Genomic DNA, 14,491 nt, shown 5'->3' with positions numbered 1-14,491 from the left:
TAAGATCGGTAAAATTTAAAAATAAATTCAAAAAATATGGGACAAGAATTTTTGATAAATTCTTGTCCCATTTATACTTACTCTACAATTATTTTCTTGTAGAATTCTTGTTCTCTAGTTCTCAAGATAATCGTATGAACTCCTCTTGGAAGTCCTTTGATGCTGTATTCAAATATCCCTTGACTTGGCTGGACTTGTTGAAAATTTTGTCCTAGGCTATTGATGATTGAGATTTCTCTAATATCTGTCAGACCTGAGGTAGATAAGGTGACATTTCCTTTAGAAGGATTTGGATAAACTTGAATGTACGTATCTACAATTCGCTCTTCTTCAATACTCGTTATCAAGTTTACATTGACCAACTTTGTACTTGCTGGTCCAGTGTTACAGGTGTTCATCGGAGTCACTGTCAAATTAAAGTCACCCTCTCTAGTCCACCTAACTCGTACCCTGTTGGTTCCCTGTCCATCTATGATTGTTCCTCCATTTCCGGAAACTGACCAGATATAATTGGTATTGGCCACATTTTCGATTTCATAATCATGCTCTACAAGACCAACCATTTCTTCACCTTCGATTTCTGAGGGCTCTTCAGGGGGATTTTGAATAGCTATTGGTTTGGTGAATACCGTTCCATTGCCACAAGGATTTCTTGGAGTCACAGTGAGATTTTGAGCACCTATTCCTGACCATTCTACAGTTACGTTTGCCGTACCTTGACCTTCTCTAATCAAGCCCCCAGTAGCCTGCCAAACAAACTCTGTCCCTGGAACATCATCAACAAAATAATCTACAAAAGTCCCCGTACAAACCACTCCTTCCCCATTGATTTCAGGAATATCTTGTGGTTCTACAGAAACCAAGACTTCAAGACCTTTGGTACCTCCATTTCCACATTCATTTTGCCCTCTTACCAAAACTGCATTTCTACCAGGTGTATCCCATCTCACTACAATTCTATTAGACCCTTGACCTTCTAAAATAGTCCCTCCGTCCACTCTCCAGTCGAATACTTCACCTATACCAGAAGTCTGTACACTATAAATTTGCTGACTGAGACAAATATTATCTTCACCAAAAATCAATGTTGGCGTTGGTGGTACTGCGCAACTGTATTGAAATAATGTCCCTCTTTCTCCTACTGCGTATCCGATACTCAAAGAGCCGAAGCTCAAATCTGTAAAATCCTGAAAAGTACCAGTTGGCATTTTTTCCCAAGTCTCACCTCCATCTAGTGTCTTCAGGATAAGGCCTTTTCCTCCAGAAATAAAACCGACGGATTCATCTAAAAAATCGACCCCTGTGAAATTTTCAGTATATGAAGTGCTGATACTTTCCCAAGTAAGGCCTTTATCTACTGACTTGATTATTGTACCACTATTACCTATTGCTACTGCGGTGGAATCATCAAGTAAAGTTAAATCTATCAAGTCTTCAGTAGTAGGAACAGCTACCTGATTCCATTCTTGTCCGCCTTCTGTCCTACTTACAAATCCACCATTGCCAATAACTACACCAAAAGCAAAATCGAAATATAAGATTTCATTCAGATTTACATTCGTATTACTTGCTTGGACCACTTGCCAGTTGACTCCTGCATTGTCTGTCTTGGAAATGAATCCATTATCGCCAACGACATAACCTGTATTATTGTTAAAAAAATAAATTCCATTTAAATTTTCTTCGGTATTTAGATTCAGGGAGGTCCAGTTAGAACCAGAATTTGACGTTCTGAGTGCTGTTCCGTTTTGACCGATGATATAGCCGAATGCATTTGTTGTAAAATAAAGATTATTAAAATCTATGGTTAGTGGTCTAGAACGGTCAATAATTGAGACTCCTCCATTAGATGTGACAAGGAACTTCCCTATTGGGCCCACGATATAGCCGAGATTTTCTGTCCTAAATTGAGTCGCATTATAATCACTATCCACCCCTGCTAATCTCTGCGCCCAAGACCCTCCTGAATTTGTCGATGATAAAAGGTATCCATTGGTACCAACCGCAAAAACAACATTCGAAGTGGCTCTGAAACTTGCTGCTAAGTAGTCTTGGGTATTGTTTACATTGATTCCATCAAAAGTAAGTCCCGCATTGGTAGTACGGAGTAATGTGGCATTTTCACCAACAACAACTCCTAAGTTGATATTGGCTCTGTTGAAGGCAACACCTATCAAATTCCTTTCTGTACCAGAATTTACTGGCTCCCAATTTGCTCCTGCGTCTAAAGTTTTTAGAATTGTACCATTGTTACCAACCGCAAAGCCTATTTTCCCATTTGTAAAATAGACGTCATTCAACGGTCGGGAATTTTGTGTATTCAAAGTTGTCCAAGTATTTCCTTGGTTGACAGTTCTTAATATTGCACCACTAGAAGTAGCAACATAACCAGTGTCCGCATTTGCAAATGTAAGACCTGTTAAGTCCGCTGTAGTTCCAACATTTTGTTTTGCCCAAGATTGACCACCATTAGTAGATCGATAGACTTCTCCATTATCTCCAACAATATAAGCACTAATTTGATTGAGGAACTTAACTTTTCTGAGCGTTTGTGTAGTCGCTAATGAAATTAAAGTCCATGTATTCCCCGCATTTTCAGTCCGATAAACTTGTCCATTTTCACCTACTATCAAACCAAGGTTTTCATTGTAAAAATCAACTCCCTGCATTTTGACTTTAGTAGGAGCCTCTTGTTCTATCCAACTCAGTCCACCATCGATAGTTTTCAAGATCACTTGATCTCCAGACATGTAGCCGACTTCATCATTGACCCAAGAAATCCCGGTTAATTCATTTCCCCAAGCTCCTACTCTTCTCCAGGTTTGAGCAAAAGTCAAAGTCTCAAGAAATAGTAAAAACAGTGTTAAAAATAAAAGCTTCTTCATATTGCAGTATCAGTATCAACAATTGTTCATTACAAAATTAGGATTATAAACCATAAAATAAAGTTATTTTCTCCTGATTATATGGAACTTAACAAGGGTTTCTTTCTCAAATCTAACAAACAGCTTTTTACCTTTTAAGAAACGGTTTTTTCCTTCTATTTTTAAGAAAAAAAATAATGATGAAAAAAATAATTTATATCTCCATAATTCTTCCTTTCGTTTTTTCTTGCAATTCAAATGAAAAAATAAGCAAAGACATCTTTGAAGAAGTGAATAAAAGCATGGAAGTAAAAAAGCTGAGCGAGGTAGAAATACTCGATGAGGCAATGGCTTGGGGAGAGGAAATCAGTAGCGAAGCTCAAAATCAACTTATCTCTGCACTTCAAAAAGCAATAGAGGAAAAGGGCATTTCAGAAGCAGTCGAATACTGTAACATTGAAGCAATCCCCATGGTGCAAGAGCTCAGTACCAAGCATAAGGTGACCATCAAAAGAGCATCTTTTGCTTATAGAAATCCAACTGATAAGCCTTCAGAAGATGAAGCCGCAATACTTGATGCATACGCATACAATGCAGAAAATGATATTAAAAATGAGCCCAACATTCAAAAATTAGAAAATGGCGAAATTTTACTTTATACCAAAGCCATTCAAATCCCAAACAGCTTTTGTCTAAACTGCCATGGGAAGGAAGGAATAGACATCTCTGAAGAAACTTTAGGGAAAATAGATAGATTGTACCCTGATGATAAAGCTAAAGGACACAAAATTGGCGACCTTCGTGGAATGTGGAGTATCAAGATTCCCAAATCAGAAGTAATCAAGAGGCTATAAATCATCTCAAATCAATTTATGAAAACAAGATACCTATTCGTATTAAGTATATTTTATTTATTTCTTTCCTGCAAGAGCGATCAAAAAGGAAATATAATCACCGAACCCAAAGGTTGGGAAATAATAGAAACTCCAGTCAATGCTTCAATCCGTGGACTTTCTCCATTGACTTCTGAGATTGTTTGGGCGAGTGGCTCAAATGGCACTTGGCTACTTACTTTGGATGCAGGAAAATCATGGTCTTCAGGAATTATTGCAGGCTTGGATTCAGTTGATTTTAGGGATATTGAAGGATTAGATGCCACATCTGCAATTGCAGTCTCTGCTGGTCAGCCTGCTGTAATTTACAAAACAATAGATAGTGGAGCTACTTGGGAAAAAAAATATGAAGGTCCAGGGACAGCTTTTTTGGATGGAATTTCATTTTACAAAAATCAAAAAGGATATGCCATTGGCGACCCCATTGATGGGAAATGGATGGTCTTGGAAACCATTGATGCCGGCGAAACTTGGACTTGGCTAGAATCGAGTCCTATGGCAGAGCCCGGAGAAGGTTCTTTTGCCGCGAGCGGATCTACGATATTGACGGATCAAGATCATATTTGGTTTACCAGCGGAGGGATCAAAAGCAAAGTTTACATGTCAGCAGATGGGGGACATGATTGGGAAATAACGGACACACCTATTATCCAAGGAGAACCTTCGCAAGGTATTTTCTCAATTTCAAAACTCGATAATAACAACCTTATCGCAGTCGGAGGGGATTATTTACAACCTGACTTAGCTTACAACAACACGATTTATTCAATGGAGGTGGGAAAGAATTGGGAATTGATTTCTACAACTTTCCCAAGTGGATACCGATCAGGAGTCACCTACTTTCCTAGATTTCACTGGGTTATTTCTGTAGGCACTAATGGATCAGATTATTCGGTTGATGGTGGTATCAACTGGCAAAAATTTTCAGATGAAGGTTTTCATGCTGTTTTTATGGACAAGGCTCAAGGAAGCATTTGGGCTTCAGGCCTTGATGGGAAAATAGCACGATTGGTATATTGAGTTTATAAAGTCTCATATTTGTATATTATTGGTAAAAGTCAATAAAGATTTTTGGAGAGTATTGCTAAATAATGCGTTCTTATATTATCTTTAGAAAACCAAAATCTGGAACAATTCTATTCCTCTCAGATTTTGTGATTCATCCCAAGCATTAAATTTTAATAAAAAGCCTACTGAACCATGTTCGATATAATCCCTTCTATATACCTCATCAACGGAAAATGTGTCCGATTAAAACGAGGCGATTTTGCCACCGAAGAAGTTATTTCAAATAATCCTTTAGAGATTGCACAGGCATTTGAAGATCATGGAATCAGATGGTTGCACTTGGTGGATTTAGATGGAGCACGTCGTGGAGAACCAAAGAACTATCATATTTTAGAAGCGATCGCTGGTTATACAAATCTTAATGTTGATTTCACTGGTGGGGTTTCTACCGATGGAGATGTGATCAAGTCCTTTGAGCATGGAGCGCATGCCATTACGGCCGCTTCAGTGGCCGTGACTTATCCTGAGAGGTTCGCTCAATGGATTATGTCTTATGGTAGAGAAAAAATATTCTTAGCCGCTGACACCAATCCTGCTGATCATAAAATCAAAACAAGAGGATGGATCAAAAAAACGGAGGTCGACCTCTTTGATCACATAGAAAACTTCCATGGAAGAGGTCTCAAATACCTCAAATGCTCTGATGTGACTAGAGATGGAGTCATGGAAGGTCCTAATTTTGAATTGTATAAAGATGTAGTAAAGAAATTCCCCTCAATACATTTGGCAGCCAATGGCGGAGTGCGAAATATTTCTGATTTCAAAGAATTAAAAGACATTGGCGTGACTGCAGTAGTTTTTGGGAGAGCATACTATGAAGGAAAAATTTCTCTTCAAGACTTAGATAAGTTTATGTCAGAGCACGGAAATTAAATCTCTGTAAGAATCAATCAAATAAAGTCTATCGATCTTATGATTCATAGACTTTTTATTTTTTCTTTCTGTCTATTTCAAGTTCATACAGGTAAGAACCCAATTCTTCGAAAAACGGAAAGCCAATTTCTTCATATTCATACTTGTTGTCATTGAGAGTTTTATTTTCATTGACATAAATCACTGCTGTTACAAAAAATTCTATACATTATTCTAGAGGTCTATTTTCATTACCTTTGTGAAATACTAGAATTACACTCCCAACATTATGCAAGCTTACTTTGAGTCATTTGGAATATCCGTAGAGCTCTTCAATTATGTCATTATGCCATTGTTGATTTTCTTAGCAAGAGTGACAGACGTCTCTATCAATACTTTGAGAATCATGTTTATGCTCAATGGAAAAAAGAAAATTGCGCCTATTTTGGGTTTTTTTGAAGCTTTGATTTGGTTGTTGGCGATAGGACAGATTTTTCAAAACATCAATAACCCTATGTCCTATCTAGCCTATGCAGGTGGATTTGCGATGGGGACTTTTGTCGGGATGACTATTGAAGAAAAATTAGCATTGGGCCGAGTGCTTGTTAGAGTGATTACACCTACACCCATGCCGGAATTGATCGAATATATGAAAGAAAAAAACTTCAGGTTCACTTCTGTAGGTGCTGAAGGCAGGTTTGGCAAAGTTAACTTACTCTTTACTGTGATGAAAAGGGATGCTCTAACTGAATTTGTTGGTAAAGTCAAAGCCTTCAATGACAAAGCCTTCTACACGATAGAAAGCGTGAAGCGTGTCAGCGAAGATGACTTAAACGTAATGGAAGACAGACCGAGATTTACCACCAAGCTTTGGAGTAGAATCAGGAAATAAGTTTGAGTTTGAAATTCACAAATGTTATTTCTCCATTTGACTTTCCTTCCCACCCATATATTTCTTGGATAAATTACAAGCGTGGTTTGAATCCTTTACTCAAAGCGTGTAAATTACAAAAGCGAAATTTAAAATGCTTAACACATCATATATGAAAAAAATTTATACCCTTGTCCTCAGCCTGTTGGTAGTTGGGACTTCATTAGCACAAAAAAGTCCCGATGAATTTTTGGGATACAAAGCAGGTGAAAGATTCACTCCACACCATAGAGTGGTTGATTATTTCGAACATCTCGCAAGCACTTTGCCCAATGTCGAGTTGGTATATTATGGAGAGTCTGTGGAGCATCGTCCATTATTTGTCGCGATCGTCTCATCGCCCGAAAACATGCAAAACCTTGAGCAAATCCGAACTGATAACTTGAAAAGAACGGGTTTATTAGAAGGAAGCCCAAGCACGAAAGTTGCCATCAACTGGATGCAATATAATGTACATGGTAATGAAGCTGTGGCTACTGAGGCGGCGATGATGACATTTTGGGAGGTTGCGAATCCAAACAATTCAGAGTCAAAATCATGGTTACAAAATCAAGTTTTGATCATTGACCCTTGTGCAAACCCTGACGGAAAAGACCGCTACACAGTATGGTATAATCAAAAAGGGAATAAAATTTTACAACCTGACCCACAATCCACTGAGCACTCAGAGCCATGGCCGGGAGGTCGCCCAAACCATTATTTGATGGATTTGAACCGAGATTGGGCTTGGCAAACACAAGCAGAAACTGAGCAAAGAATCAAACTTTACCATGAATGGATGCCGCATCTATTTGTAGATTACCACGAACAGGGAATCAATGATCCATTTTATTTTGCCCCTGCAGCAAAGCCAATTCATGAACAAGTATCTCCATTTCAGCACGAATTTCAAGATATTTATGGCAAAAATACAGCTGCAAAGTTTGACGCAAATAATTGGCAATATTTCACAAAGGAGAGATTTGATTTGCTTTACCCATCTTATGGTGACACCTATCCCATGTACAATGGAGCTATTGGGATGACAATTGAAAAAGGTGGATCTGGCAGAGCTGGCTTGGGAATGCTGAATGCACTAGGAGATACAGTAACTTTAGAAGAAAGAATCATCCATCAACATACCGCCGGAATTTCAGCCGTGGAAGTAACTTCCAAAAATGCAGCAAGATTGACTGAGGAATTCGCTAAATATTTCAAAGACAATAGCACTAACCCAAAGGCTAAGTATAAGAGTTTTGTAATCAAAGGAGATGGAAATCATGATAGATTAAAAGCCCTACTCACTTTGCTTGACAAAAATAAAATCACCTATGGCTTTGCGGGTAATCGCTCAGGACTAAGAGGTTTGGATTACAATACAGGGAAATCAACTTCATTTTCTACAACAGAAGAAGATATTATCGTCAATGCTTATCAAGTAAAATCTGTTTTGACCCAAGTGTTATTTGAACCTGAGGCCATTTTGGAAGACAGCATTACTTATGATATCACCAGCTGGGCTTTGCCATTTGCTTATGGCTTGCAGGCTTATGCATTAGAGACTAAGTTGGATGCTGCAAAAGCATATCAAAAACCTGTTTTTGAAAAGAATGTGGTAAACGGTGCTCCTCTGGCTTATATCGCTCCATGGAATGCCACAGTTCACGCAAAGTTTCTTGCAGCCTTGCTTCAGGAAGGAATCAGAGCAAGAGTAACAGAATTTGCCTTTGAAATCAATGGTGAATCTTATCCTGCTGGAACACTTTTATTGATGAGAAATGGAAATCAATATGTCCATGATTATGACAAAAAAGTAGTAGATCTTGCAAACAAATTCGAGATCACCCTAGCCACTTCAAATTCTTCTTATGTTGATAAAGGAAAAGACTTTGGCTCATCAGATGTAAAAGTGGTCAAAGCTCCAAAAGTAGCAGTTGTAAGTGGGGCAGGAACTTCTTCGTTAAATTTCGGTGAGATTTGGTATTTTTTCGAACAAGAATTGAATTACCCTATCAGCATTTTAGAAGCCGATATGTTGGGTAGATTTGATTTGAACAAATATGACGTTTTGATTCTTCCTTCTGGGAATTATCTTAATGGAGGAAGTTTTACAAAAGTAATGGACTGGGTAAAAGCAGGTGGAAAAGCCATCGCTATAGAAGGTTCAGTTGGGATGTTTGCCGATAAAGAAGGTTTTAGCTTGAGTAGATTTGACACAGAGGAAGAGAAAAAAGCACAACAAAAAACAGACACTGAATTCCAAAAATCAGCAAGAATCGAACCTTATCAGGATCGAGAGAGAATGGGAATTTCAACTACTGCTGCTGGCGCTATTTTCGAGGTGAAAATGGACCAAACCCATCCTTTGTCATTTGGAGTTGGTAAAAATTATTACACACTCAAAAATAACGGACGAAGATATGCCTATCTAACAAATGGTGTCAATGCGGGTATCATTCCAAGTTTAGAAAATTACCGTTTTGGATTTATCGGAAATAAATTGAAACCCCAAATGAACCAGTCGATGGTCTATGGAATGGAAAATCAAGGAAGAGGTCAAATTGTGTATATGGTAGATAACCCGATGTTCAGAAGTTTCTGGGAGTCAGGAAAATTGATCATGGCTAATGCGATTTTCTTTGTTGGTCAATAAAAAACTAAAAAAGTCGAGTTAAATCAATATCAAGAAGTCTGCTCTACGCTTGGGGCAGACTTCTTGATTTTTACATATTTAGAATTGGAACATGTTTCTTTAATACTTTTTCAAGACTTATAAGGCACAGTTATTGTTTCGACAACAAAATTAGGATTTAACTATAAAAATTATTAACTAGATTAAACAAATAACACCAATTCCCCCATGAATAAAACCATTTTCCTTGCATTGATCGCCTTTTCATTTTTTATCAGTACAAGTCACGCACAAGAGGTTTCTGAAGAAACCGGTTCATTGAATAGTGGAACAATTTCAAGTCAGTTTGATTATTTGAATAAAATTTCAAATAATTTTCAAGAGTACAAAGTTGTAAAAAAAACGAATTTGGATAAGATCAAATCAAATGTCTTGGATTCATTAAGTGTTTTTGAAAAAGATTTGCAAGCCGTTCAACAAACCGTAAAAGATCAGCAAGAAAAAATCAATCAGCTTGAATCACAAGTAGCAGGCACACAAAGTGAATTAGAAGAAGCTTTAGAAGCTCGAGATAGTTTTTTCTTTTTGGGAATTCCGATCCATAAAAACCTTTATAATACCATCATGTGGACTATAGTTGCAGGATTACTCGGAGCATTTTTGTTTTTCTTATATCAATTCAGCAGAAGCCATAAGGTGATCAAACAAGCTCGAAAAAATCTTGAGGAGACAGTAGAAGAATTTGAGCAGCACAGAAAAAATACGTTAGACAGAGAAAGAAAATTGAAAAGAGAACTTGTAGATGCGCTGAATGGAAAATCTTCTTAAACTCTCTAAATAATATGGAATTAAAAGAAAAAAGCCTCCAAAAAATGAGAGGCTTTTTTCTTTTAAAGATGAATCTTACTAGGTCAGAAGTATCAAAATCAAAAGAATGATAATAATAGCTCCTACTGAAAGGTAAACACCATTTCCTAGAGCCTTTGCTTCTTCCCTCATTTCTTTCAATTCATTTCTTACTTCTTTTCTTTCAGCTTTGCTCATATCAGCAAAGTCCATCGCCTTGATTTCTTCAACTCTGTTGTTGATTTCATCTAATCTTTCTTGCTCTTCAACTGTAAGCTCAGACTTTTCTTTGTTTGTATCACTAGCAGTAGCAATAGGTGCGTAGGCTAGGAATAAAAACATAATCGATAAAAAGTACGCGATCTTTTTCATAGTAATTAGTTTTGGTTAGTAAATAAATTAAGAATAATAAGTAAGGATTCATTCCTTCTGTGTAATATAACCAAGAATTAGACCAGAAGTAAGAATTCATCTATTAATATAATCATTATAATTCATATTGATAAAAATTAGCCTCTCCCCTTTATATTATTATTTGTAATTTAGCTTTTCATAGTTTTGCGAAATCTCGCTAGTCAAAAATATATTCAACTTTAAAAATCACCTTCCTATGTCCTCAAAAGGAGATAAAAAGCTTTTCATACTTGATGCCATGGCATTGATCTACAGGGCTCATTTTGCATTCAGTAAGAATCCTAGGATTAATTCAAAAGGTCTCAATACAGGTATTATGCTAGGCTTCACCAATACCTTATTAGAAGTTTTAGAAAAAGAAAAGCCCACCCATATTGCTGTTGCATTTGATACCAAAGCTCCCACTTTTAGACATATTCAATTTGAAGCATACAAAGCCAATAGACAAGCACAGCCCGAAGATATTGAAATTGGTATTCCTTGGGTGAAGCAGATTGTAGAAGCTTTTGACATTCCAATTTTGGAGTTGGATGGATATGAGGCTGATGACATTATTGGTACAATAGCAAAAAAAGCAGAGAGAACAAGCTTTCAAGTGTTCATGATGACTCCTGATAAGGATTATGGTCAGTTAGTTGAAGAACATATTTTCTTGTACAAGCCTGCTTTCATGGGCAATGCCGTGGACGTCATGGGACCAAAGGAAGTCTGTGCTAAATGGGATATTGAAAATGTGGATCAGGTCAGAGATATCTTAGGCTTGATGGGAGATGCAGTTGATAATATCCCTGGAATTCCTGGAATTGGAGAAAAAACAGCTGTTAAACTATTAAAACAATACGGTTCTATTGAAGAATTATTGAAAAATACGCAAGACCTTAAAGGAAAGCAGAAGGAAAATGTAGAAAACTTTGGAGCTCAGGGGCTGCTATCTAAAGAATTGGCAACCATTAGCCTCGAAGTTCCTGTTGAATTTGACGAAGTATCTTTAAAATATAATGGACCAAAAGAAGAACAACTGAAGGCCCTTTTTGCTGAATTGGAATTTAGAACACTTACCCAACGTGTCTTTGGCGAAGCGATCAAAAAACCAAAAATCAAAGTCAGTGAACAGCTGGGTCTTTTTACAGGCCCTGCACCGTCTGAAGAAGATGATGATTTGGAAGTAATTACTGAGGAAAACCCACTTCCTGCAATTCAACTTCATGATAATATTCTTACCTCTGCCCATGATTACCATAAAGTAGATGGTGAAGCTGCGATTAAGGAATTGCTCAGCTATTTAGAAAAGCAGGATGAATTCTGTTTTGATACCGAAACAACTGCTCTCAATCCGAATGAAGCAGAATTGGTCGGTTTATCATTCGCATACATTGCTGGAGAAGCTTTTTACATTCCTTTTCCCTCAGATCAAAAAGAAGCAAAACAAAAGTTGGAATTATTCCGAGCCATTTTTGAAAATGAAAACATCATCAAAATCGGTCAGAATGTAAAGTATGATATTTTGGTGTTGAAAAATTACGGTATGGAAGTCAAGGGCAAGCTTTATGACACCATGCTAGCCCATTACTTGATCGAGCCTGAAGGCAAACATTCCATGGATTGGTTGGCACAACAATACCTGAATTACAAGCCTGTTTCTATAGAATCCTTGATAGGAAAAAAAGGCAAAAATCAAGGCAATATGCGTGATGTAGACGAAGATGAAGTGAGTAAATATGCAGCAGAAGATGCAGACATTACTTTGAAGCTCAAGCAGACTTTTGATCCAATGATCAAAGAGAATGGACTGGAGAAATTACTTCATGAAGTAGAAAACCCTTTGATCAATGTGCTTGCAGCGATGGAATTTGAAGGGGTAAGAATAGATACTGAGAGTTTGGCAGAATTGTCGGAAGTCTTGGAGGAAGAAAGTAAAGCGATTGAAAAGCGTGTATATGAATTGGCCGGAGAAGAATTTAACCTTGCTTCTCCTAAGCAATTGGGAGAGATTTTATTTGTGAAATTAGCACTCGATCCGAAGGCAAAAAAAACCAAAACAGGCCAATTTGCTACAGGAGAGGAAGTATTGAGCAAAATGGCTGGCGAGCACGAGATCGCCGCAGCTATCTTGGAATACCGACAAATGGTGAAGCTCAAATCTACTTATGTAGATGCACTACCTACCATGATCAATCCAAAAACAGGAAGAATCCACACAACTTATAATCAGTTTGTCGCAGCTACTGGAAGACTTTCTTCCATTAATCCAAACCTACAGAATATACCAATTAGGACAGAACGAGGTCGTGAGATTAGGAAAGCTTTTGTTCCAAGAGATGAAAACCATGTGATCTTAGCTGCGGATTATTCGCAAATTGAGTTGAGAATAATGGCTGCTTTTTCGAAGGATGAATCTATGATAGAAGCTTTTAGAAATGGAAGAGATATTCACGCCACAACAGCTGCAAAAATCTTCCAAGTTCCACTAGAAGAAGTGACCTCAGATATGCGGAGAAAGGCTAAAACAGCCAACTTTGGAATCATCTACGGAATCTCCGTTTTTGGACTTTCACAAAGACTTAATATTCCAAGATCAGAGGCAAAAGAAATCATTGATTCTTATTTCAAGGAGTTTTCAGCTGTCAAGGAATATATGGATGGCTGTATCGAAAAAGCGAGGAAAAACGAATATGTGGAAACTATTCTCGGAAGAAGAAGATATTTAAGAGATATCAATAGCCGAAACCAAACCATGCGTGGATTTGCTGAACGCAACGCCATCAACGCTCCTATTCAAGGTTCAGCAGCTGATATGATCAAGGTTGCAATGATCCAAGTGCACAATTGGATGATCAAAGAAAAACTAAAATCAAAAATGATCCTTCAAGTGCATGATGAATTGGTTTTCGATGCACACAAGGATGAGGTGGAACTATTGAAAAGTGAAATCCCTAAAATCATGTCTAACGCTGTGAAAATCACCGTTCCTTTAGAAGTGGAAGTTGGCCTAGGCAAGGATTGGTTGGAAGCTCACTAAGAGGAAGGGTGAAGGAAGAAGGAGGAAGGGTGAAGTTTAAAAACCTAGGTAAAAGAGATAAGAGTCAAGAAGTAAGATAAGTATATTAGTTGTGAATTATTAAAACACCCAAGAACCATGGCCAGAGACATCAGATGGGAACAGCGATTTGCTAATTACAGAAAGGCTTTAAAAAAATTATCTGAAGCAGTAAATTATATTCAGCTTCATCTTCAAAAAGATGATGAAATAAAACTCGATGATGTATTGGATGAAATGATTAAAGAGGGTTTAATTCAAAGATTTGAATATACACATGAATTGGCTTGGAATCTTATGAAGGACTATGCTTCTTATCAAGGAAACTCTACAATCGGAGGAAGTAGAGATGCTACCCGCGAGGCTTTTCAATTGCAATTAATTGAAGATGGAAAAGTGTGGATGGATATGATTGGAAGTAGAAATAAAACTTCACATACTGACAACGAAGAAACTGCTGATGAAATTTATCTCAAAATTTTAGAAGCGTATTATCCTGCATTTCTTGCATTTGACGGTATAATGGAACTAAAGTTAAATAATGGAAATAATGATCAGTTCGACTGAAATAACAAATTCCGGATTAACTGAAGAAGAAATTCAAAATATCCAAGATATTTTTTCTCAATACAACTCCGTAGAACAGGTACTACTTTACGGCTCAAGAGCTATTGGGAGTTTCAAACCTGCATCAGACATAGATTTATGCATGAAAGGCATTAATTTAAATCTAACTATCCAACAAGAGATAGAGACAGATTTGGATGATCTTCTATTACCCTATAAAATTGATCTTTCTATTTACCATAAAATCACAAATCCTAATTTTAAAGAACATATCGATCGGGTTGGAAAAGAACTTTACACAAAAACTTGATCATCAACTAAATAACTATAACCTAAATTTTCCCAAACCACCCTCTACTAATCGCCAAATAACTATTTCCAAAATTCCACTCAATCTAAAATCTACCC

General features: G+C 37.2%; 11 protein-coding genes. 9 read left to right on the top strand and 2 right to left on the bottom strand.

Annotation, left to right across the window (positions count from 1 at the left end):
* Positions 1-77 precede the first annotated feature (77 nt).
* The gene (locus BELBA_RS07070; protein ID WP_014772052.1) at positions 78-2,885 is read right to left on the bottom strand and encodes a YCF48-related protein; all 2,808 of its coding nucleotides are present in this window, start codon (positions 2,883-2,885) and stop codon (positions 78-80) included.
* A 176-nt stretch (positions 2,886-3,061) separates the two neighbouring features.
* Here BELBA_RS07070 and BELBA_RS07065 point away from each other — a divergent pair, with 176 nt between their 5' ends.
* From BELBA_RS07065 to BELBA_RS07040, 6 genes are all read left to right on the top strand, one after another.
* The gene (locus BELBA_RS07065) at positions 3,062-3,718 is read left to right on the top strand and encodes a Tll0287-like domain-containing protein (RefSeq protein WP_014772051.1); all 657 of its coding nucleotides are present in this window, start codon (positions 3,062-3,064) and stop codon (positions 3,716-3,718) included.
* 18 nt (positions 3,719-3,736) lie between these two features.
* Positions 3,737-4,777 carry a WD40/YVTN/BNR-like repeat-containing protein gene (locus BELBA_RS07060; protein WP_014772050.1) on the top strand — a complete coding sequence of 347 codons (1,041 nt, stop codon included), beginning with the start codon at positions 3,737-3,739 and terminating at the stop codon, positions 4,775-4,777.
* Between the two features lie 180 nt (positions 4,778-4,957).
* Positions 4,958-5,698 (top strand): 1-(5-phosphoribosyl)-5-[(5-phosphoribosylamino)methylideneamino]imidazole-4-carboxamide isomerase, encoded by a 741-nt coding sequence (locus BELBA_RS07055; RefSeq protein WP_014772049.1) that lies wholly within the window; start codon positions 4,958-4,960, stop codon positions 5,696-5,698.
* Positions 5,699-5,966: 268 nt separating this feature from the next.
* Positions 5,967-6,569 carry a DUF2179 domain-containing protein gene (locus tag BELBA_RS07050; RefSeq protein ID WP_014772048.1) on the top strand — a complete coding sequence of 201 codons (603 nt, stop codon included), beginning with the start codon at positions 5,967-5,969 and terminating at the stop codon, positions 6,567-6,569.
* Between the two features lie 151 nt (positions 6,570-6,720).
* Positions 6,721-9,240 carry a M14 family zinc carboxypeptidase gene (locus tag BELBA_RS07045; RefSeq protein WP_041779266.1) on the top strand — a complete coding sequence of 840 codons (2,520 nt, stop codon included), beginning with the start codon at positions 6,721-6,723 and terminating at the stop codon, positions 9,238-9,240.
* A 207-nt stretch (positions 9,241-9,447) separates the two neighbouring features.
* Entirely contained in the window at positions 9,448-10,047 is a 600-nt protein-coding gene (locus tag BELBA_RS07040) for a hypothetical protein (protein WP_014772046.1), read from the top strand.
* Between the two features lie 78 nt (positions 10,048-10,125).
* Here the strand turns inward: BELBA_RS07040 and BELBA_RS07035 are convergent, their stop codons facing one another.
* Positions 10,126-10,437: a seryl-tRNA synthetase gene (locus BELBA_RS07035; RefSeq protein ID WP_014772045.1), complete on the bottom strand. Its 312-nt coding sequence runs from the start codon at positions 10,435-10,437 to the stop codon at positions 10,126-10,128.
* 238 nt (positions 10,438-10,675) lie between these two features.
* Here BELBA_RS07035 and polA point away from each other — a divergent pair, with 238 nt between their 5' ends.
* From polA to BELBA_RS07020, 3 genes are all read left to right on the top strand, one after another.
* Positions 10,676-13,498: a DNA polymerase I gene (polA, locus tag BELBA_RS07030; protein WP_014772044.1), complete on the top strand. Its 2,823-nt coding sequence runs from the start codon at positions 10,676-10,678 to the stop codon at positions 13,496-13,498.
* A 117-nt stretch (positions 13,499-13,615) separates the two neighbouring features.
* Positions 13,616-14,083, top strand: coding sequence for a nucleotidyltransferase substrate binding protein (locus BELBA_RS07025; protein ID WP_014772043.1), 468 nt, complete (start codon positions 13,616-13,618; stop codon positions 14,081-14,083).
* On the top strand, positions 14,067-14,393 hold the full coding sequence (locus BELBA_RS07020; protein ID WP_014772042.1) for a nucleotidyltransferase domain-containing protein: 327 nt from the start codon (positions 14,067-14,069) through the stop codon (positions 14,391-14,393). Before BELBA_RS07025 ends, BELBA_RS07020 begins: the two co-directional genes overlap by 17 nt.
* Positions 14,394-14,491 lie beyond the last annotated feature (98 nt).

This window comes from Belliella baltica DSM 15883, assembly GCF_000265405.1.
Classification (GTDB): Bacteria; Bacteroidota; Bacteroidia; order Cytophagales; family Cyclobacteriaceae; genus Belliella; species Belliella baltica.
This window is presented reverse-complemented; position numbering and strand designations above follow the sequence as displayed.